General features: G+C 56.5%; 16 protein-coding genes and 1 pseudogene. 7 read left to right on the top strand and 10 right to left on the bottom strand.

Annotated elements, in window-relative coordinates; all coding sequences use genetic code 11:
• Window positions 1-60: 60 nt before the first annotated feature.
• Window positions 61-1,128, top strand: a complete 1,068-nt coding sequence (locus PO881_RS21630) for a fatty acid desaturase (protein ID WP_280172950.1) — start codon at window positions 61-63, stop codon at window positions 1,126-1,128.
• Entirely contained in the window at window positions 1,016-1,810 is a 795-nt protein-coding gene (locus PO881_RS21625; protein WP_280172949.1) for a PhnD/SsuA/transferrin family substrate-binding protein, read from the top strand. Before PO881_RS21630 ends, PO881_RS21625 begins: the two co-directional genes overlap by 113 nt.
• A gap of 112 nt (window positions 1,811-1,922) precedes the next feature.
• Here the strand turns inward: PO881_RS21625 and PO881_RS21620 are convergent, their stop codons facing one another.
• The 8 genes and pseudogenes from PO881_RS21620 to PO881_RS21585 form a co-directional block, all read right to left on the bottom strand.
• Window positions 1,923-3,263, bottom strand: coding sequence for an LLM class flavin-dependent oxidoreductase (locus PO881_RS21620; protein ID WP_280172948.1), 1,341 nt, complete (start codon window positions 3,261-3,263; stop codon window positions 1,923-1,925).
• A gap of 10 nt (window positions 3,264-3,273) precedes the next feature.
• Window positions 3,274-4,881 carry an ABC transporter ATP-binding protein gene (locus PO881_RS21615; RefSeq protein WP_280172947.1) on the bottom strand — a complete coding sequence of 536 codons (1,608 nt, stop codon included), beginning with the start codon at window positions 4,879-4,881 and terminating at the stop codon, window positions 3,274-3,276.
• On the bottom strand, window positions 4,878-5,711 hold the full coding sequence (locus PO881_RS21610) for an ABC transporter permease (RefSeq protein WP_280172946.1): 834 nt from the start codon (window positions 5,709-5,711) through the stop codon (window positions 4,878-4,880). The genes PO881_RS21615 and PO881_RS21610 overlap by 4 nt, the downstream gene beginning before the upstream one ends.
• Window positions 5,708-6,700, bottom strand: a complete 993-nt coding sequence (locus PO881_RS21605; protein ID WP_280172945.1) for an ABC transporter permease — start codon at window positions 6,698-6,700, stop codon at window positions 5,708-5,710. The genes PO881_RS21610 and PO881_RS21605 overlap by 4 nt, the downstream gene beginning before the upstream one ends.
• 13 nt (window positions 6,701-6,713) lie before the next feature.
• Entirely contained in the window at window positions 6,714-8,327 is a 1,614-nt protein-coding gene (locus PO881_RS21600; protein ID WP_280172944.1) for an ABC transporter substrate-binding protein, read from the bottom strand.
• Between the two features lie 36 nt (window positions 8,328-8,363).
• On the bottom strand, window positions 8,364-8,888 hold the full coding sequence (locus PO881_RS21595; protein WP_101761768.1) for a GNAT family N-acetyltransferase: 525 nt from the start codon (window positions 8,886-8,888) through the stop codon (window positions 8,364-8,366).
• Window positions 8,889-9,622: 734 nt separating this feature from the next.
• Window positions 9,623-10,396 (bottom strand): annotated as a pseudogene (locus PO881_RS21590) (ABC transporter substrate-binding protein); the annotation flags it as partial.
• 68 nt (window positions 10,397-10,464) lie between these two features.
• Window positions 10,465-11,337 (bottom strand): hypothetical protein, encoded by an 873-nt coding sequence (locus PO881_RS21585; RefSeq protein ID WP_280172943.1) that lies wholly within the window; start codon window positions 11,335-11,337, stop codon window positions 10,465-10,467.
• Window positions 11,338-11,826: 489 nt separating this feature from the next.
• On the opposite strand from PO881_RS21585, the gene PO881_RS21580 reads away from it, so the two are divergent.
• The 4 genes from PO881_RS21580 to PO881_RS21565 all read left to right on the top strand — a co-directional run bounded on the left by PO881_RS21580 (window position 11,827) and on the right by PO881_RS21565 (window position 17,219).
• On the top strand, window positions 11,827-12,621 hold the full coding sequence (locus PO881_RS21580; protein ID WP_280172942.1) for a fimbrial protein: 795 nt from the start codon (window positions 11,827-11,829) through the stop codon (window positions 12,619-12,621).
• Between the two features lie 102 nt (window positions 12,622-12,723).
• A complete protein-coding gene (locus PO881_RS21575; protein ID WP_280172941.1) occupies window positions 12,724-13,227 on the top strand; it encodes a CS1 type fimbrial major subunit in 504 nt (167 codons plus the stop codon).
• Between the two features lie 77 nt (window positions 13,228-13,304).
• Window positions 13,305-16,043: a TcfC E-set like domain-containing protein gene (locus PO881_RS21570; protein ID WP_280172940.1), complete on the top strand. Its 2,739-nt coding sequence runs from the start codon at window positions 13,305-13,307 to the stop codon at window positions 16,041-16,043.
• A 9-nt stretch (window positions 16,044-16,052) separates the two neighbouring features.
• A complete protein-coding gene (locus tag PO881_RS21565) occupies window positions 16,053-17,219 on the top strand; it encodes a CfaE/CblD family pilus tip adhesin (RefSeq protein ID WP_280172939.1) in 1,167 nt (388 codons plus the stop codon).
• 151 nt (window positions 17,220-17,370) lie between these two features.
• Here PO881_RS21565 and PO881_RS21560 read toward each other — a convergent pair whose 3' ends face one another.
• Window positions 17,371-17,964 carry a LuxR C-terminal-related transcriptional regulator gene (locus tag PO881_RS21560; protein WP_222184015.1) on the bottom strand — a complete coding sequence of 198 codons (594 nt, stop codon included), beginning with the start codon at window positions 17,962-17,964 and terminating at the stop codon, window positions 17,371-17,373.
• A gap of 168 nt (window positions 17,965-18,132) precedes the next feature.
• Window positions 18,133-20,229: an elongation factor G gene (gene fusA, locus PO881_RS21555; RefSeq protein WP_280172938.1), complete on the bottom strand. Its 2,097-nt coding sequence runs from the start codon at window positions 20,227-20,229 to the stop codon at window positions 18,133-18,135.
• A gap of 211 nt (window positions 20,230-20,440) precedes the next feature.
• Between fusA and PO881_RS21550 the strand changes: the two genes are divergently transcribed.
• A complete protein-coding gene (locus PO881_RS21550) occupies window positions 20,441-21,352 on the top strand; it encodes a ketopantoate reductase family protein (RefSeq protein WP_280172937.1) in 912 nt (303 codons plus the stop codon).
• Window positions 21,353-21,369: the final 17 nt, after the last annotated feature.

Raw genomic sequence — 21,369 nt, 5'->3', positions numbered from 1 at the left:
TCATCACGGTGATCAATCATCGTCAAAAGCCTAATTACTGTTTACGGGTTCGGCTTCACCATGAGTAAAGGGACATCCGCCTATCTCAGTGCGCAACAGCGTGACGTGGTGCATCAACTGGCGCGCAGCTGGCTGTGGCGTAGCGAATTGCCAACGTGGCTATTGATGGTGGCGGTGTACGGCGGTTGGTTCGCCAGCGTTGTCTATTGGCGAACGTTGGGGTTAACGCTGAGCACGCTGCTGCTGGTCCTGTTTACCACCTGGTATATGTCGCTGCAGCACGAGTTGATTCACGGCCACCTGACGCGTTTTCCCCGTTTCAACCAGCTGTTCGGCACGCTGCCGCTGGCGGTGTGGTATCCGTATGGCTTATACCGCGACTCGCATCTGGCGCATCACCGCAACCACACGCTGACCGATCCCGATGAAGATCCGGAAACCTACTACCTTTCGCCGGCGCGCTGGGCGCAACTCAAGCCGTGGCAGCAGCAGGTGATTCATCTGCGCAACACCTTTCCCGGACGTTTGCTGCTCGGCCCGCTGCTGGATATGGCCGCCACCCTCAAAACCCTGGTGCATGCCTTTATTCAACGCGATAAACCGGCGATGACGATGTGGATTATTCATCTCACCTTACTGAGCGGGCTGTTTTACTGGATGGCGCTGCATGGCTTCTCGCCGCTGTGGTTGGTGCTGACGGTGAGTTATCCGGCGCTGATGCTGACCAAAGTGCGATCCTTCTACGAGCATCGTGCCGACGAGGAGCCGCTGGCGCGCTCGGTCAATAACGAAGCCGCGTTGCCATGGCGTTTGCTGTTCCTCAATCTCAACTATCATTCTGTACATCACGATCTACCCGGTTTGCCGTGGTACGGATTACGCAAAGTCTATTTGCTGTATCGCGATGGTTATCACCAGCGTAACCACGGTTTTCGCGTCGCCGGTTATGGCGAATGGATAACCCGCTTCTGGCGCAAATCGGTCGAGGTTAATGCCCATCCGGGTACGCAAAAGGATGCACAGGATGCCCACTCTTTCGTTACCGATGTACGACATCAACCATCAGGCGACTATCGGCCTGACCTCAGCGCTAACAACGCTGCTGCAACAACGCGGCGTGCCAGCTGAAGTTAGCTGGCCGCAGGATTTACTGCCGCACTGGCGCGATGACCAGCTGCTGCTGAGCCAAACCTGTGGTTATCCGTTGGTGGAGCTGCTGCCCGATGTGCAGCTGGTTGGCACCTTCCTCTCCAGCGCCCAGGGCTGCGACGGCCAGCGCTATCGCAGCTGGCTGGTAGTGCGCAGCGCAGATGAGAACCTGACGCTGAGCGACTTTCGCGGACGGCGCGCGGTGTGCAACAGCAACGATTCCCACTCCGGTTTCAACTCGCTGCGCTACGTGATTGCGCCGCTGGCGCAGGACGGGAAATTCTTCAGCGCAACCCGCTTCAGCGGCAGCCATCGTCAGTCGCTGGCGGCGTTGCGCGCGGGCGAGGCGGATATCGCGGCGATTGATTGCATCACCTGGGCGCTGCTGCGCCGCAATTTCCCGCAGGAGCTGGCGGGGCTGGAGATCATCGGCGAAACACCGCTGTGCGCCGCGCTGCCGCTGATTACGTCAGCCAAAACCGATGCAGCAACCCTCGAGAAATTGCGCAGTGCGTTGAGCGAACTGACCAGCGATAAGCGTTATCAGGAGCTGTTAGCGGAGTGTTTGATTAGTGGATTCAGCGTGAGCGATCGGGCGTTTTATGACGAAGTGCGGGAGTGGAAAGATCGCGCCACCGCGCTGGGCGTGACGGCGTTGTGATGTTCAACATTGCGCAATAAATTGCGCCGCTACGGAATGTGCGGTGATTGATTACCGTACACATAAAGCGCACATATTCGTAGCGGCGCGATTCATCGCGTTCATTTGACCTTTAAGCCACTTCGACCCTGTGCCGCTGCGCCGCAAACTGATTCTCGGGTTCGGGCAAGCCGAGATTTTCACGCAGCGTCTCGCCTTCATACTCTTTGCGATAAATACCCCGCGCCTGCAACAGCGGAATTACCTGCGCCACAAAATCATCAAACGCCGTTGGCGTACCGCCACGTACGATAAAACCGTCGGTTGCGCCCTGCAGGAACCAGTTTGCCAGCCCTTCGGCAACCTGCTGCGCCGTACCCAGGAAAGTCGGACGCGGCGTCGCTTCTTCCAGCGCCGTCTGGCGCAGCGTTAAGCCACGTTCGCGCGCGTTCTGTTTGATCTTGTCGGTGGTGCTGCGGAAGCTGTTGCTGCCCAGCTCGCCAATGTCCGGGAAAGCTTCATCCAGCGCGTACTGGCTGAAATCGTGATGCTCGAAGTAGCGACCAAGATACTCCAGCGCTTTATCGATGGTCACCAGCTCGGCGGTTTGCTGATAGCGGCGCTCGGCATCCTGTTCCGTTTCGCCAATAATCACGCTGATGCCCTGGAACACACGGATATCATCGGCATCGCGCCCGCGTGCCACCAGCCGGCGGCGCACGTCTTCACGAAATTCGCGCGCCTGCTCCAGCGTTTCCTGGCGCGTATAAATGGCATCGGCGGCTTCGGCGGCAAAGGCTTTGCCCGCTTCCGACGCGCCCGCCTGGAACACAATCGGGCGGCCCTGCGGCGAGCGACCGACGTTGAGCGGTCCCTGCACCGAGAAGTAATGTCCTTTATGATTTAGCGTATGCAGCTTGTCGGCGGCGAAGAATTCTCCGCTCTGTTTGTCGCGCACAAAGGCATCGCCTTCCCACGAATCCCACAGCCCTTTCACCACCTGCAAATATTCGCTGGCAACGCGGTAACGCTCGTCGTGTTCTGGATGGGTGCTGCGCGAGAAGTTTTTCGCCGAACCTTCCAGTGGCGACGTCACCACGTTCCAGCCGACGCGACCGCCGCTCAGATGATCGAGGCTGGCGAACTGGCGCGCCACGGTAAACGGCTCGCTGTAGGAGGTGGAAAGCGTAGCGACCAGACCGATTTTTTGGGTCACCAGCGACAGCGCCGACAGCAAGGTGATCGGCTCAAAACGGTTGAGGAAGTGCGGGATCGACTGCGGCGTGATGTACAAGCCATCGGCGACAAACAGGAAATCGATCTTCGCCTGCTCAGCTTTACGCGCCAGATCAAGCACGTAATCGATGTTAATGCTGGCATCCGCCACCGCATCGGGATGACGCCATGCCGACATGTTGCCGGATACGCCCTGAATAATCGCGCCCAGCCGCAGCTGGCGTTGTGTCTGACTCATTCTGCTCTCCTTAATATGCGTTCGCGGGCTGCCAGTCAGGAATGACCGGCAGTGCCTGTAACAGTTTTTGCGTCCACGGATGCTGCGGCGCGGCGAACACTTGCTGCAGCGCCCCGCTCTCCACCACTTGCCCGTTCTGCATCACCAGCACGCGATCCGCCAGATGCTGGATCACGCCGAGATCGTGAGAGATAAACAGCAGCGCGGTGCCGTGTTCGGCCTGCATATCGGCCAGCAGATCCAGCACCTGCGCCTGCACCGATACATCGAGCGCGCTGACCGGTTCATCGGCCACCAGCAGCGCCGGATTCGGTGCAAAGGCGCGCGCAATCGCCACGCGCTGACGCTGGCCGCCGGACAGCTGTTGCGGATAGCGCTGCAGGAAGCGGTCGCCGAGCTGCACTTCATCCAGCAGTTGACGCACGCGCTGACGGCGCGCATCGCCGTAAATTCCGGCGCTATCGAGGCTTTCGCCGATAATTTTCTCCACCGTGTAGCGCGGATCGAATGAGCTGAACGGGTCCTGCGCGATCAGCTGCAAACGCGCACGCCGGGCGCGGCGCGCTTTCTCCGGCAGACGATCCCAGCGCTCACCTTCCAGCAGCAGCGTGCCGCTGTCCGGTTCGGTTAAGCCCATCACCACTTTCACCAGCGAGGTTTTGCCGGAGCCGGATTCGCCGACCACGCCAAGCGTCTCTCCGGCGTGCAGCGTGAAGTTGATGTCGTTGAGCACCAGGCGATCGCCATAGGCTTTATGCAGGCCGATGCCTTCCAGCAACGGTGCGCTGCTGGGTGTCGGGCGCGGCGGCAGCGGCGTCGGTTCAGCCGCGCTCAGGCGCAGACCGCGCGTGGCGGGCGTTGGCACCGCGCGCAGCAGGCGCTGCGTCCAGGCGTGTTGCGGACGATGGAGCAGCGGACCGCTGTTGCCCTGCTCCACCACTTCGCCATCGCGCATCACCAGCACGCGATCCGCCAGTTCCGCCACCACCGCCAAATCGTGGCTGATCAGCAGCAGGCCGTGGCCGTCGCGGCGGCGCTGCGCCAGCAGTTGCAGAATCTGGCGCTGCACCGTCATATCCAGCGCGGTGGTCGGTTCATCGGCGATCAACAAGGTTGGCGTACCGGCCAGCGCGGTAGCAATTAACGCACGCTGGCGCTGGCCGCCCGAGAGCTGATGCGGATAGCGTTCGAGGCGACTTTCGGCATCGTGAATGCCCGCCGCCTTCAGCAGTGCGAGGCTTTTGTCCTGCAAATTGTCGCGATGACCGGCGGCGCTTAGGGCATCACTCAGCTGCTGACCAATGCGGCGCAGCGGATCGAGCGACACCAGCGCGTCCTGCAACACATAGCCAATGCGGCGACCGCGCAGCGCGCGCCAGTCGCTGCGGCTGGCGTGGCGCATATCGCGACCGTCGATGGTGAAACGGTCAGCGGTTAACACTGCGCCCTCCGGCAGCAGGCCAAGCAGGCTGCGCGCGGTCAGGGTTTTACCGGAACCGGATTCCCCGACCAGCGCCACCGATTCGCCCGCCGCGACCTGCAGGTTGAGGTTTTTCACCACCTGCTGCGGCCCGAAACGAATCGAGAGATTCTGGATATCAATAAACGGCTGGCTCATGCGGATCGTCCTTCAAAACGTGCCTGCCAGTAACGACCCAGCGTATTCACCGCAATCACCGTCAGCGTGATAAACACGCCCGGCCACACGGCGATCCACCACGCGTTACGCAGATAATTGCGTCCTTCCGCCAGCATCAGGCCCCATTCGGCGGTCGGTGGCTGCGGCCCCATGCCGAGGAAACTCAGTCCGGCGGTACCGATAATCGCGGTGCCGAGCCCCAGCGTGGCCAGCGCCGGCACCTGCGCAATGGCGTGCGGCAAAATGTGGCGCGTGATCAGCGTGAAGCGTGACAGGCCAAAGGTGCGCGCCTGTTCAACATACCCGGAGGTCATCACGCTGTAGGTTTGTGCCCGCACCACGCGGGCAAAACGCGGCACCGATGCGACGCCGAGCGCGATAATCAGGTTGTTAGTGCCGGGCCCGGTAAAGGCGATCAGCATCAGCGCTAGCAGCAGATCGGGAAAGGCGGAAATCACATCCACCGCGCGGCTCAACAGCTCATCAACCACGCCACGCGCCAGCGCCGCCACCAATCCCAGCAAAGTGCCAAACACCACCGCCAGCGCCATCGCCGCCACGCTGATCAGCAGCGAATAGCGGCTGCCGTAGATCACACGCGTCAGCAGATCGCGTCCCAGCTGGTCGGTGCCTAACCAATGCTGCGCCGACGGCGGCAGCTGCGCGTTAACCGGATCGGCCAGCAGCGGATCGCTGTGCGCCAGCCACTGCGGCGCGATCACCGCGATAGCCAATACAATCAGAAACAGAATCGCTCCCCACACCGCGGCGGGCAGCGCAACCGGAAGACGTTGCAGCACGGCAATCATGATTTGCTCTCCCCGCGCAGACGCGGATCAATCCACAGCGACAGGATGTCAACCAGGGTGCTCATCACCACGTAGATCAGCGCCGAGAGAATCGCCACCGCCAGCACCACCGGCAGATCCTGCGCCAGCACGGCATCGACGGTCAGTTTGCCAAGGCCGGGACGACCAAATACCTGCTCGGTAATCACCGCGCCGCTCAGCAATCCGCCCACCAGCCAGCCGGTTAACGTGACGGCGGGCAGCGCCGCATGACGCAGCGCGTGGCGCAGACGAAGGGTGATTTCCCCCACGCCCCACGCGCGCAGCGTCAGGGTGAATGGCGCATCCAGCGCGCGCTCCAGCTCGCGGCGCAGCAGTTGAGCGATCACCGCGCCCTGCGCCAGACCGAGCGCCAGCGCCGGTAGCACCAGCGACGACAGCGAGCGATCGCCCGCCACCGGGAACCAGCGCAACGTAAAGCTGAAAATAAACAGCAGCACGATGCCCATCCAGAAAGAGGGCGTGGAGGCCAGCAGCAGCTCGACACCGTTAGCCACGCGGCGACCAATGCGACGATGCGCGGTGCCGACGGCAATCACCACCGCAAAAATAATGCTGACCAGCAGCGCCGCCAGCGTCAGTTTGATGGTGGGCCACAGCTGCGTGGCCAGCAGATGGCTGACTTCAGTGTTGAGCATGTAAGAACGGCCAAAATCGCCGTGCAGCACGCGCCACATATAGTGCAGATATTGCCACCACAGCGGTTCGTTCAGGCCCCATTCGGCGCGGATCGCCGCCTCAATGGCTGGCGTACGCAGCTGCTCACCGATCAGCAGGCTGACGATATCGCCCGGCGCCAGATGCACGCCGAGAAAGGCCAGCGAAACCGCCGCCCACAGCACCAGAACGCCGCCCAGCAGGCGGCTGACGATGCGGCGCGTCAGGTCGCTGCGCCACACCGATGGCCGACGCGCGCGTGGCGTGCGGGTGACAATGCTTTCCAGACTCATCTTCGCCTCCTGATTAGTGGTCGCTGAGCCAGATGTCGTACGCGTTCTCCGGCATCTGTTTAAAACTGCGGAAACCGGCACCGTGCACGTAGCTGGCGGTGGCGATCTGGTCTTCTGGTTCATACAGGGGGATCGCCAGCGCCAGCTGTAGCAGCGCGTATTGCTGCAGCTGGCTGTAGAATTTACGGCGCTGATTAATATCCAGCGTCGCTGCCGCCTGATCGAGCCAGCCGTTGATTTGCGGGCTGTTGACGCGGCTGTAGTTAATCGGCCCGCCAGCTTTTACCGGGCGATAGTGGTTTTCGATATCGATGCCGTCGGTTTCGGTATTCGAGTTAGCAATCGAGCCGAAGTGGCCGGTGTTGCGCACCTCGGTGTAGGTGCCAGAATCGACGTAGCGCAGTTTGATCTCTACGCCGAGACGCTGGCGCGCCTGCGCCTGAACCGCCTGCAGCAGCACATCGCGCTGATCGCGCACCGTTGCCTGCGCCTGAATCACTTCAATGCTCAGACGCTGGCCGTCTTTGGTGCGGAAACCGTCGCTGTCGCGCGTTTGCCAGCCCGCTTCATCCAGCAGTTGGTTGGCGGCAGCGGGATTGTTACCATACTGACCTTCGAGATCGTTGTTGTAGAGCGGATCAACCGGCGAAGTAATCCCCCACGCGCGAGTGCGTTCGCCGCGATACACCGACTTCAGCAGCGGATCGATATCCAGCCCTTGTAGTAACGCCTGACGCACGTTCACATCCTGCGTCGGGCCGTATTCCACATTAAGGAACAGCGAATATGGCGTGCCGGTGTTCAGCGCGTGCTGATAAGTGAAATCGGGATTGTCTTTGAATTCACCGGCGTCATTGCCGGAAATCCCTTCAATCGCGTCCAGCTGCCCGGACAGCAGCGCGCCGGTACGCACCGAGGATTCCGGCAGGAAGCGATAGGTCACGCGTTCCAGATAGGCCGGGCCTTGATGCTTAGCGGTGGCGGGCGCCCAGTTGTAGTGCGGGTTGCGTACGAATGTCACCTGTTGGCCTTTTTCGTAGCTCTCGATAATAAACGGCCCGGTGCCCGCAATCTCTTTGCCACCGGCTTTCAGCTGCGGCGAGTTCCAGCTGGCCGGTGCCAGAATCTGCAATTTGGCGGCGAACGACAGGAACGGCGAATAGCCCTGCTTCAGCGTGATGGTGACGGTGTGATCGTCTGGCGTCGCCACGCTGGCAATTCTCGCGCCCAATGCGCAGATGCTGCTGCCGGCGCAATACTTTGCATCCTGCACATGGCGGAAATTCTCGGCCACCGCATTGGCATCCAGCTTCTCGCCGTTGGAAAAGGTGACGTCGCGGCGCAGGCTAAAGCGATACGCTTTGCCGTCCGGACTGACCTCATAACTTTCTGCCAGCCAGGGTACGAAACTGCCGTCGGTTCGACGCGCCAGCAGCGATTCCCACACGTTACGCAGCGTCACTTCCGCTTTGGATTGCCCATTCAGCTGCGGGTTAAACGGCACGGGTTCAGTTTCGACGCCGAAGGTTAAGCTGCCGCCGCTGCGCGGTTGCTCAGCGGCAAAAAGAGATGCGCTTCCCAGCAGGCAAGTCACACCCAGCGCGAGAGTGATTGAATTCGCTTTCATAAGATCCTTGGTGGTTGCAGGTGCTTTTTTAGTTATTCAGGCGATTTTAGCGATGGGTTGATCGGCTGGCGGGTTGAATTCCTTTTTCAGAAACACCAGCGCTTCGCCTAATGGATTGGTGCGGTGATGGAACGGTTGATAACCGCGACGCAGATAGAGCTCGCTCAGCCATGGATGCTTGATGGCGGTGGCGAGATAGACGCCCGGCGCTTTCAGCGTCTCTTTCAGCAGGGTTTCTTCGGCGTAGGTGATGATGTCGCGGCCGTAGCCCTGCCCTTTGTAATCAGGGTCGACGGCGAACCAGTGGATAAACGGCAGCGACGAAGGCGCATGTTCATCCTGCTGCCACGGAAAACGCACCGTGACGGTCGCCACCGCGCGTTTCCATTTGCGCAGCACCAGCACGGTTTCCTGCTCGATGACGCGGCGCACCTGCTCGACGTTGCCCTGTGAAATGGTGAAATGCACATCCAGCGCCACCAGCGCAGCATAGGCGCGTTGCAACAGCGCAAATATTTCTTCCGCATCGTCGGGCTTGGCAACTTCAATTAGCTGACTCATGGTGACCGTTTCCTTATTCAATCCTGCCGAAAGTATTAAAATCCGGCGGATTAAAGTAAACCGAGAATAACGGCAATCGATTTGTTGAATATGGGAAATGGTATTTTATTGCGATGCAATAATGCCCACGGAAATAAAACCCTCGTAGGGTCGCCATTAATGGCGTAATGCTTGTCAGTTAAGCAAGCATTTTGCTTTGAACAGGTAGCGGGCTCTGACACATCTGCTGCGTCACGGGCCGTCCTCGCGCCGCTTACGCGGTACCTTCGGCTTCAACGTTGTGCCAAACGGACCGTTCGCGGATCGGCCGTCCTGGCCGGCCCCGAACTGCCTCACGCATCCCTGCGTGAGGCTCCTGGCCCAACGTAAAAGCCTCAGCGCTGCGGATAGCCCTTTTGCCACAGCAGACGCGCCAGCGCCTTTAGCAAATGTGCCCTTTTCAAAAACACGCACAGAAGTTTAAGCAGGCCGGGGCCACTTTTGGGCAGGCAATCCGCAGCGCTGAACGAAGCGAGGAAGCCAGGAGAGCCCGCAGGACGCGGGCGAAAGGCGGAGCCGGGACAGGACGTCCCGTCTCCGCTGGTCCGTCAGGCAGACGAGCAAAGTGAAGGTACCGCGCTAGCGGCGCGAGGACCGCCGGACCAAAAGTGGTCCCGGTCTGCGCACTCGTCGTTGGCTTAACTGACAAGCATTACGCCATTTGTGGCGACCCTACGGTGACCGAACGGGCGATATTACGGTTTAGTTACCCACACATCGTAAACGCTTTCTGGCATCTGCTTATAGCTGCGGAAACCGTAGCCGTGCACGTAGCTGGCGGTGGCTAACTGATCTTCCGGTTCGTAGAGCGGCACTGCCAATGCCAGTTGCGGTAATGCGACCTGCTGCAGTTGGCTGTAGAAATCGCGGCGTTTCTTAAGATCCAGCGTGCTGGCGGCTTTATCCAGCAAGCCATTGATCTTCTCATCGTTGACGCGGCTATAGTTAATTGCGCCGCCCTGAGCGATCGGACGATAGTGGTTTTCGATATCCACGCCATCGGTTGGCGTGTTGGAGTTGGCGATGGTGCCGAACTTACCGCTTTTACGCACATCGGCATAAGTACCAGAATCAACGTAGTTCAGCTTGAGATCCACGCCAAGACGCTGACGCGCCTGCGCCTGAATCGCCTGCAGCAGCACATCGCGCTGGTCGCGCACCGTTGCCTGTGCCTGAATCAGCTCAATGCGCAGACGCTGGCCATCTTTGGTGCGGAAGCCTTCGCCATCGCGGTTTTTCCATCCTGCTTCATCCAGCAGGGTATTGGCCGCATCCGGATTGTTGCCGTATTTGCCCTCCAGCTCTTTGTTGTAAAGCGGATCGATGGGCGACGTGATGCCCCACGCGCGGGTGCGTTCGCCGCGATACACCGACTTCAGCAGCGGATCGATATCCAGACCTTGCAGCAACGCCTGGCGCACTTTCACATCCTGCGTCGGGCCATATTCCACGTTGAGGAACAGGGAAAAATGTAAAACGACAATAGTGGCAATCGATTTGTTGGATTTGGCAATTCACCAGTCAGCGAAAAAGCAGATTATCGTGACAGGCTCGCCGGTAGCTGAGGCACGCCAGTTAAACCGCGCAACCCGTACTCGACCATCGCCATATAGACCGCAAAATAATCCAGCGCCATCTGCATAAAGGAGAGATGCAAAATGAGCGTATTACTGGTTTTATTCAGCGTCAGCAACCCGGCTGCTTCAGCGTCCTGCAGGCAGCGTTTAATGTGCGAACGCGAAACCCCACATTTCACTGACGCTTTCAGGTAGTTGTACTCAATAACAGTGGTTTTTTGTTGCAGACTCTCGATGTACAGATCCATCAACAGCATGTGCCCGGCATCCCTGAAAATGAAGGCTTTACTCTCTGGCACCATATCGAACAAGTAAACATGCTTGAGCGTGATTTCAGCGTAATTTTTGAAGTATTCCTCATGAAAGTTTTCCATTTTCAGGCAAGCCGAAACATCGAAATCGTCGTACAACATACCGTAAGGAATCATCATGGTATTAATTAAAGCCCGCGTTTCGTCCAGCGCTTTGCGGGTCACCGTGTAAGTTAACTTTCGTTTATCCTGCGCGTCCTTTTTAACTTCCATACGCCCACCGACCCGAATAAAGAGCAGAAAGGAATCAATAGTGTTGTCGCTAATCAGACCGGTTTTTTTACAAAAGTCTTTTACATCACGCAGCGTTGGGTTTGCTGAGGTGAAGGCGTACGCCATGATGGCCGAGCCAATAATAAAGCGATTAGCTTTGAAAATGACTTTAAAATAGAGCGGCTTAGTCAGATACAGTCTGAACAACAGTTTGTAATGCTTCTGCATAACTAACGAGATGTTGTCATTTGACTTAATCTCGGCTGCGCGTTGGTGAATTAATGCTGTGAGTTGCTGTTTGCTTTTCATATTGCTGTGTGGTGTGCCTGGTTATCAATTATAAAATTTTTAGAAAATCACTCTCATGCTCCTGGATTTATTTAAATCCTGTTGAGAGGCGGTTGATGATGCTTTATGGAGGTATTATTTCTGAGGTTAATATTTTAAGATTAACATGGGTCTTTTTGCCCTTCTGGGCACGATCTTACCATCAATGGACTATTTTATGTAAAGCTTGATTTATTCTGAGCTGACATGCCCGTTTCTAATGCCTGAAAATTGATCTTTATTTTTACAATTATTTCATTAAGTTAGGTCGCGATATTTCCTCAAGTATTCCCTTTGTAGCACGGCTTAAAAAAATTAACCACAAAAATGGACAGTGACTTAACAAAGCCCATATGAGAACTTTCTTAACGCACGGTTATTCCACTTGGTTAAGTGAGACCGGTTTATAGCTAAGCCGATTCATACAGGGAATATCCGACAGATTTTTGATGGAATTTATAAGGATTTATCATGGACGACTCACCGCATAAGACACTGCGTCACGGCCTTTCAATGGCTATTTTAAGCCATAACACTCTGGTGAAAAAACTCGCTTACCCACTGATTATAATGGGTTTTATTTCCCTGCCAGCGGCATGGGCGAATATGAGTGTCTATCCGATGGAAGTCACCCTAAATAATCAGGGTGCGGCACAGGTGCAGACATTATCGCAAAGCGGTGAAGCGCAGTTTATTCGCGTCAGCATCAAGCGAATTGAGCGCCCTGCAACACCGTTTGAAAAAGAAATATTGGTTGAAGATGCCGTTTCGCCATCGCTTATCGCCACTCCGGATAAATTCGCGCTGGCTTCCGGTTCACAACGCATTATTCGGCTGATTTCATTACAACCGCCAGAAAAAGAGACTGCCTGGCGCGTTTACTTCGAGGCCGTGGCTGCCCCGGATGAATTGAAAGATAAATCGCCGCAGAATAATAACATCAGCAACCAGGTCGGCATCAATTTAGTCTGGGGCGTGCTGGTACATATTCCGCCGCGTAATGCCAGATTATCGCTCACGCAATCAGCATCAGGCGAAGTCAAAAACGCTGGCACGGTTCGCGTAGTGATTCGTGAGGTCGCGGTTTGCTCAAAACAACATAGCAGCAGCTGTCAGTGGAAAAAAGAACACGCCACGGTTTATCCGGATGAGACATTGCGTTTTAAAGCCTGGAGTTCGGCAGAATTAGCCGCTGCCCAGGAAGTCAGAATAAAACATGTTGATCTCAATACGCGGAATATCGCCGAGTACGTTATCGGACACTGATCAACACGTATTAAAGGAATAACAACCTGTTTGTTATAAAGCAGTTCATTACCCATGAGACGGTCATTTACGGCCAGTACAAGGATTTTCACGGAGCTACAAATGCAAAAATTAATCAAACCACTAGTCATCGCTGCTGCGTTAACGGCTGTATTTAATGCACAGGCGGTGCAGAAAGATATTACGGTGAATGCGAATGTTGATTCGACGGTGGATATGACGCAGGCGGACGGAACCGCATTACCCGGCACCATTAATATGCAATATATTCCGGGCCGTGGTTTATCTACCTATTCTCTGGACACCAAAATCTGGTCGAACTCGCAAACTGCCAATATCAACGTTGCGCTGGTGAGTGCCGCTCAGCTTAACAATACCGTTACCGGTACAGCGGTACCTTTGACCGTCACGCTGGGTGCGGATTTAAAACCGATCACCACCACGAACACGGCCCTGACTTACGCCTCGCTGTTCCCGGCGGGCACCGCAAACGGTTCGTCAGTATTGCCACTGAAAATCTCGCAGACCACGCCGGCCGTGCTGGCAACCGGCACCTATACCGGCGTAGTGAGCCTGTTAATTACACAGGCCACCACGCAGAGCTAATTTGTCGGCATTGACTGATCAATTATTTCGGGGGGCCGCTCGGCCCCCTTATTATTCTTTTTCAGCAGGATGCTGTAATGAAGGTCAATATTCACGTCGCTTTAATAGCCTCTTTCATTACCCTGATCCCTTCTCTTGCTCCTCGTGCTGCCACGCAGGTTCCGCCTGGTTTCGAATCGCTGGTCACCGGCCAGACGCTGTGGGTCAACCTTTCTGTTTACGGGCAATCGCTCGGCTTGTTTGAAGCTTCTGTTTCGCTGGATAGCGTCAGGTTCTTGAAACCGCATCAGGTTGCGCGGGCGGTGATGCAGCATTATCAAAAGGATCCGCAGCAGGAAAAGCGCTTAGACCATCTGATCAGTGAACCTTTGGCACGCAACGGTAATAAGGCATGCAGCAGCAACGGCGGCGCAGCGGGCTGTGACTATCTGGAAACCGACTCCCTCGCGCTGATCTACGACGAAAATAATGCCAAAGTGGCGCTGTTTCTCGGCCCGGAATTTGTGCCGCTTGCGGCTGACAACTCATCGCCCTATTACCAGCAAACTGCCGAAACAGAAGCGGCGTTTATTCATCAGCAGAATATTAACTTCGTCACCAACCGCGATGACCAGACGTTATCGCTGCAGGGGGCGGGCGCGCTAGGATTCACTGAAAACAGCTATGCCGGAATTGACTGGGACTATCTGGCGCAAAAATACCGTCAGCAAAGTCATCAGGAAGTGCGTTTTAACAACGTGTTTCTGCGCCGCGATCTCGGCAAACGCTATTACGTGCAGGCCGGACGCATGGATTCGCGCGATATCTTCAGCAACGCCGGCGGCAACATTACCTTAAGCCAGCTGCCGCTCAGCACTATCGAAGGGGCGCGCGTGGGTTCGACGCTCGCCTGGATGAACCGCGCACAGGCGGCGCAAGGCACGCCGGTCACTGTCTTTATTACCCGCCCGTCGCGTATTGATGCTTATCGCGGGCAGCAACTGCTTGGCACCTTTTACCTGAATGCCGGCACGCAGAATCTTGATACCAGCGCCTTTCCTAATGGTAGCTATAGCGTGACGCTACGTATCTATGAAGATAATCAGTTGTCGCGTACCCAACAGGTTCCTTTCAGCCGCACCGGTAATGCCACCAGCCAGAACATTGAATGGTTTGTGCAAGGCGGCTCCATTCCCGATCGCGAGATGCAGGGCAACAACGCTGCATCGCAATCGGGTGCCGATCGCCGTGTGATGCAGGCGGGCATCAAAGTGCCTGTGATGCAAGACGCTGCGCTGACCGGCGGTGTCGCCGTGACCAACCGCAACCGCTTTATCGAAAGCGCACTCGACTGGAGCCACGGATTTGATAATCCGCTGCTCGACGGCATCCTCACCACCCGCTTTAGCTACCTGAAAGGCAGCGAAGGTTCGCGCGGCAATATCCAGCAGGTCGCTTATAACGACGGATTCTCCCTCAGTTTCTACCGCAGCGCCCTGTATGCGCAGGATTGCTACAGCAACAACGGTGGGCAATACGGTTTTAGCGGGTGCTACCAGAGCAGCAGCCTGATGTTCAGCGTGCCGGTGAAAAGCTGGTATCTGAATGCCGGTTACAGCGCCAGCAAAAACGAGGGCCGCAATGTGCTTCCGGTGCAGTGGGATGATAACGGCGTCGTGCCGCAGTGGGCGCGCCGCAACATCTACAGTAAAACGCAGACTACCACCTGGCAGGCTGGCCTGGGGCGTGGCTTCAGCGTCAACGGACTCAATATTAATACCAGCGCCAATCTCTTTACCCGCACCAGCAGCAGCGGAACTCAGCGCGACAACGGTGGCTTCCTCTCCGTCTCACTCTCGCGCGTCAGCACGCCAACCATCGATTCACGTTCGAGCTACAGTTCGCTCGGCATGACCTACCAAACCGATCGCAACAACAAGGATCAGGTTGGCTATAACGTGGCGCAAAACTGGTATTTCGATGCGCAGAATCAGCAGGAGATCGGCGTGAACCTCAACGGTAATCAGGAAAATACTCTGAATGCTTCCGTTTACGGCAAAACTGCGGGCGAATACGGCAGCGGCAGCCTGGCATTCAGCTCTGCGTCGTCCGGTTCATCCGCTCAGCGCTTCAGCAGCAGCGGCAGCTACAACTCCTCATTGGCGGTAGCGCGTTCCGGCCTCTATTGGGGCAAATGGGGCAACGGGCTGCCCGGGGCGGCGGTGGGCGTACATGTGGCAAGCAGCGATGAAAGCCGCGACACGCGGGTGGATGTCTCCGTTGATGGCGCGGGCAGCGCCAGCCTGCACGGCACCGGCCGCACGTTATTTAGCGTACCGGCTTACACCCAGAGCGCGATCAGCATCAACGATTCCATCGAATCCACCGACGGCATGCGCAGTGAAATCACCCAAGGTGCCGGACGACGCACGCTGTTTATCGCGCCGGGCCGCATGCTGGTGAACAAAGTGAATATTGTTTCGCGCTACACCTGGCTTGGCAGGCTGATGATCAATCAACAGCGTCCCCTGGAAGGTGCCACGCCGCTGAATGTCGCCAGCTGGTCCGGTTTAGGCCAGGGCGGATTCAGCGCTGAGACCGATCACCGCATAAAAAATCTGTACATGGTGCGCGGCATGCAGATGTACCGCTGTGAAATGAAGGTGAAAAGCACCCATGACGTAGTGCGTTATGTCGGCGACAGCGACTGCAAACCCATCGAGCTGGCTTCAGTGCCGCAGGATGTGCAGCAACGGGCAAAAATGCTGATTGTCACCCGCCAGGCGGATGAGGTTCCGCTGGCACGCACCGCGCCTTCTTCGCAGCAACAACAATAGGGATTTTGGATGAAAAGTAGATTTCTTAGCGCGCTGACGCTGTTGGCCCTCATCGCGGGCATGCAGGTGCAGGCCGCCATGCTCACGCCTTCAGGGCGCAATACCAGCGTTGCCGTAACCTTTGACCGCATGTCAGTACCGGCGCAATTGCCGATCTGGACCAATGAAAATGGCGGTTACGATACCAATGACGCACCAAAATGGGGCCGCAATACGCTGGTTTGCCAGTCGCGCACCAGCAATCAATATGGTGCCTGCCTGACATTACCTGTCTGGCTGGAAGCGTCGCCGTCACCCTATCCCGTGCCGCTGTTGTTTACCGAAAGCAGCACCAAACAGACGTTGGTACTGAATGTCTATCTCACCAAAAGACGCTCGCTGAATAATGTGGTGGTGGCGACCAATCTGGTGCCGATGAATGCCTTTGGCGGGGCCGTCACGCCACGTGGCGATGGCACCGATTATTCGGCCTATCTTCCCTCTTCAGAGCTGAGTAAATTCCCATCGGCGGGCACCTGGAGCGCGACGCTGAAAATGTCGCTGATGCAGTGGCCAGTGACCTCCTGTACCGGAAATTCGCAGAACGTGAATGTGGGATGTACCAACGTGACGAAGATGGGTGACTGGATCGCCAACATGACCTTTAAGGTAACGGATTACGGCAATCAGCAGATCTATCTGCCAGAGTTTGGCAATGCAGCCGCCACTGCGGATCTCGGTTTAAAAACCTTCCCCGGTGCGCGCGCCACCACCAGCGTCAGCGGCAGCCGTTCGTTGGATATGTGCCTGTACGACGGCAATAACTCTGACAGCAACCGGGTGAGCCTGTTGTTTCAGGATGAAGGCGCAGCCGCGCCCGGCCGGGGAACGGGGTTGTTTTCGCTATATCGCACAGGCGCGGATAAAACTCTGGCGCAAAATCGTCTCGATTATGTGATTGAAGTAATCAACCCGCTGACCAAAGCGCGTCAGGTGGTTGAGAACGGCAGTGAGATTATCTGGAGTGGCACCAACAGAGGTGTGTTGCGACGGGTTGTGTTACCGGGACAGAGCAATTCAGTGCTGTGCGTTCCTGCGCCGATGCAGCTTGTTACACCCGCCTTCACGTTATCGTCAAAAACAGCGGGCCGTTATCAGGGGACGTTGAGAATTATTTATACCCCGACGACGCAATAATGGCGCGGGCGGTAATGTCATAAAAACTGCAATTACCGAGCGCACACACTGTAGCGGCGCAAATTATTGCGCGATAAATCGCGCCGCTACGGAATGTGCGATGATTAGACGCAGTTATCAAATTATCGACATTATGCATTAGATTAGTGATTTAAAAATTATTGGTGAAACGCTGATAGAGGTGCAGGCTGTTTTTCAGATTGAGTTTTTTAACGATTTTATTCTGATGGCTATAGAGCGTTTTTTTATTTATCCCGGTTATTTTCGCCACATCTTCAATCGATTCGTAAGTGAATAAGCATCGCAGAAAGTTAAACTCTTTCCTGGTTAAATGATTATTTAATCCGGGAGCCGTCATTAGCTGGTCGCTCTTATGCTGGCACAGCATCATTGCCAACTTAGTACTAATGGTACCGGTTGAAGATTTTTTATCGATAAAACAATCGGCTGCGATGGCATGGCTGCTATAGTTAATCTTGTTTTTCACTGAATCTGAAAAGAAAATCAGCGTCGCGTTCAAGGTGATTTTTAGTCTGGTCAGATAATCTATCTGAGCCAGCGCCGCGCGGAAGTTTTCTGGCAGATCAAAAATAATGATTGGCGAAAGAGTGGCGGTTTTTTCCCTGTCACGCATCAGCGCCTTCATTTCTCGAAGCGTATTACAGCACGTGATATTTGAATGTTCCAGCAGCGCAATTAAGCCCTGCTGGTGATAGCAAGACTGATCCAGATAAATGACATCCATGATTAATTTCCGATAAATATCCCTGATTCTGCGAATACTATCGGCTTCCTGGCGGAAATTAACTGTCCATTTTTGGTGCTAAATGACTCACGCGATCGACAGGTCGATTTAAAAGTAGGCCGGGTACAAAGTGTTACCTCTGTGCCCGGTCTGATTTCATACTAAAGCTTAGGCGCGCGCGGCAATGATGCTTTCAGCCACGTTGCGGGGTGCTTCCGCATAGTGCGCAAACTCCATGCTGTAAGTGGCGCGGCCTTGCGACATCGATCGCAGCGTGGTGGCGTAGCCAAACATCTCGGACAGCGGCACTTCGGCGCGAATAATGCGAGCACCAAAGCGTTCATCCATGCCTTGCAGCGTACCGCGCCGCGCCGACAAATCCCCCATCACGCCACCGGCATACTCTTCCGGCGTTTCCACTTCCACCTGCATCAGCGGTTCGAGGATCACCGGATCGGCCAGTTTCGCGGCGGCTTTAAAGCCAAAGATCGCCGCCATACGGAATGCCATTTCCGATGAATCGACATCGTGGTACGAACCAAACGTCAGCGTGACTTTGATGTCCACCACCGGATAACCAGCCAGCACGCCGCTGTTCAGCGCTTCACGAATCCCCTTCTCCACCGAAGGAATGAACTCGCGCGGCACCACGCCGCCTTTGGTGGCGTCTTCAAAGGCAAATCCGGCCCCCGCCTGCTGCGGTTCCAGCGTCAGCACCACATGGCCGTACTGACCTTTGCCGCCCGACTGGCGCACAAACTTGCCTTCCACCTCGCGCACCGTTTTGCGAATGGTTTCGCGATAGGTAACCTGCGGCCGACCGATGTTGGCTTCCACGCCAAACTCGCGCTTCATGCGATCCACGATAATCTCCAGATGCAGCTCGCCCATGCCGGAAATAATCGTCTGGCCCGATTCCTCATCGGTGTGCAGACGGAACGACGGATCTTCGGCCGCCAGCCGCTGCAGCGCCAGGCCCATTTTCTCCTGATCGCTCTTGGTTTTCGGCTCAATCGACAGCGAAATCACCGGATCGGGAAACTCCATGCGCTCCAGCGTGATCACCGCATGGGGATCGCACAGCGTTTCGCCGGTGGTGACCTCTTTCAAACCCACGCAGGCGGCGATATCGCCGGCACGAATCTCTTCGATCTCAATACGGTCATTGGCCTGCATCTGGACGATGCGACCGATGCGCTCCTTGCACCCTTTCACCGCGTTCCACACGCTATCGCCTTTGCGCAGCACGCCGGAATAGACGCGCACAAAAGTCAGCTGACCCACGTAGGGATCGCTCATCAGCTTGAACGCCAGCGCCGAGAACGGCTCGCTGTCATCCGCATGACGTTCATCGTGTTCGCCCTGCTCGTTGACGCCGCTCACCGCCGGTACGTCGAGCGGCGAAGGCATCAGTTCAATCACCGCGTCGAGCATGCGCTGCACGCCTTTGTTTTTGAACGCGCTGCCGCACAGCATCGGCTGGATTTCACCGAGCAAGGTGCGCTGACGCAATCCGGCAACCACCTCCTCTTCACTGAGATCGCCCTGCTCCAGATAGCGATCCATCAGTGCTTCGCTGGCTTCTGCCGCCGCTGCCACCATGTTCTCGCGCCACTCAGCAGCGAGTGCCTGCAACTCAGCAGGAATCGGCGCATAGCTGAAACTCATGCCCTGGCTGGCGTCGTCCCAGTAAATAGCGCGCATTTTGTTGAGATCGACCACGCCGCTAAAATGCTCTTCCGCGCCGATGGGAAAAACAATCGGCACCGGATTGGCGTGCAGGCGATCTTTCATCATCTGCACCACGCGGAAGAAGTCCGCGCCTTGACGGTCCATTTTATTGACGAAGGCGATGCGCGGCACATGATATTTGTTGGCCTGGCGCCACACGGTTTCAGACTGCGGCTGCACGCCGCCAACCGCGTCATACACCATCACCGCGCCATCAAGTACGCGCATTGAGCGCTCAACTTCAATAGTGAAATCAACGTGTCCGGGCGTATCGATGATGTTGATACGGTGCGGCGTAAAGCTGCCGTCCATGCCCGGCCAGAAGCAGCTCACCGCCGCCGAGGTAATGGTGATCCCACGCTCCTGCTCCTGCGCCATCCAGTCAGTGGTTGCCGCGCCATCGTGCACTTCACCTAACTTGTGGCTCATTCCGGTGTAAAACAGGATGCGCTCGGTGGTGGTGGTTTTACCGGCATCGATGTGCGCGGAGATGCCGATGTTGCGATAACGTTCGATGGGGAGGGTTCGGGGCATGATGCGTCCTTAGTCATTCGACTCGTTCTGCGGCGCGCACCATTGCCCGCCGCTGCGCAACAGCCTAAACCTATTGTACGAGTAAATACGAACAGTTTGAGCCTTTTTTAAACATCGTTAAAATCTTGTAGGTGATTCAGCATTTACGGGCTGGAAAGCCGTCGCCGGTCACTTTAAGGTAAGACTTTCACTCTCAACGGGAAAATTGACCATGCGTATTCTGGTAGTCGGCGCTGGCGCCACTGGCGGCTATTTTGGTGCACGTCTGGCGCAAGCAGGACGTGATGTGACTTTTCTGGTGCGCGAGCGCCGTTTTCAACAGTTGCAGCAAACCGGTCTGGTGCTGAAAACCCCCGGCGGCAGCGAAGTGATTCAGCCGCAGCTGGCGCAGGCCGGTTCGCTTGATGGCCATTACGATCTGATTATTTTGACGGTGAAAAGCTTCGCGCTGGATCAGGCGATGAATGACATCGCGCCCGCCGTCGGTCCGGACACGCTGATCATGCCGATCCTCAACGGCATGCGGCATATCGATACGCTGCGCGCGCGTTTTGGCGACAAGGTGATTGGCGGCTTGTGCAAAATCAACGCCACGCTGGGAGAAAATGGCGAAGTGATGCAGATGACACCGCTGCATATTCTCTATTACGGCGCGCTGGACGGCCACAACGATGCGCGTTTGCAGCGCGTGGATGAAGCGCTGCGCGTGGCGCAGTTTGATACGGTGTTTGCCGACAACATCATCAGCGAGCTGTGGGAAAAATGGTTGCTGCTCAGCACGCTGGGTGCGGTGTGTTGTATCGCGCGTGGCAATACGCAACAGGTGCTGACGTCACAAGGTGGCGAAGCGCTGCTGCAAGGCGTTTTTGGCGAAGTGTTGGCGGTGCTGAGTGCGGAGGGTTATCAGCAGCGTCCGGCGGTGACGGCGAAGATTTATGAGATGCTGAACAATCCTCAAGCGGCGATGACCTCGTCGATGTACCGCGATTTAACCCAGGGCTTTGAGATTGAGGCCGATCAGGTGATTGGCGATCTGCTGGTGCGCGGCGCACGCAGCGGCGTAGTGACGCCGTTGCTGAACGCGGTGTATGTCAATTTGCAGGTGTATGTGCGGAACCGATAACGTTGGTCGCCATTCAT

This window comes from Pantoea sp. SS70, from assembly GCF_029866845.1.
GTDB lineage: Bacteria > Pseudomonadota > Gammaproteobacteria > Enterobacterales > Enterobacteriaceae > Pantoea > Pantoea leporis.
Note: the sequence above shows the minus strand (reverse complement) of the source record. Positions and strands in the feature narration are given on the sequence as shown.